The organism is Nocardia alni, from assembly GCF_019038435.1.
Lineage (GTDB): Bacteria > Actinomycetota > Actinomycetes > Mycobacteriales > Mycobacteriaceae > Nocardia > Nocardia alni.
Genome location: NZ_JAGPOX010000350.1, coordinates 1 through 450 on the forward strand (window position 1 = coordinate 1; position 450 = coordinate 450).

Sequence of the window (450 nt, forward strand, 5' to 3'; positions counted from 1 at the left end):
CTGCTGGGCCACGCGCTCCATCGTGAGGTGCGGGCTCGTCAGGGCGCCCGTGGAGCCGTAGCTGAGCTTGCCGGGGTTGGCCTTGGCGTAGGCGACGAAATCCGCCCAGGTCTTGAATGGCGAGTCGGCCGGAACCACCACGCCGAAGGCGTAGCCCGTCACGTTGATCACATAGCTGATGTACTTGACCGGATCCCAGTTGCTCTTGGTCGTATAGGGCATGCGGAACACGCCGAGCGGGATCTGCGCGACGGTGTAGCCGTCGGCCGGGGACGACTGCAGCATCTGCGCGGGCAGCGTGCCGCCCGCGCCGGGCTTGTTGTCGATGACCACCGGCTGGCCGAGCACGCGCGAGGCGCTCTCCGCCAGCACCCGCATCGTGATGTCGGTGGGGCCGCCGGCGGGGAAGGCGACGACCAGCTTGATCGGCCGGGACGGAAAGCCCTGGCC

General features: G+C 68.9%; 1 protein-coding gene. It reads right to left on the minus strand.

What is annotated here, in order from left to right; translation table 11 throughout:
- The coding region (locus tag JZ791_RS47425) for a tripartite tricarboxylate transporter substrate binding protein (protein WP_216903971.1) at nucleotides 1-450 on the minus strand (450 nt) is incomplete at both ends.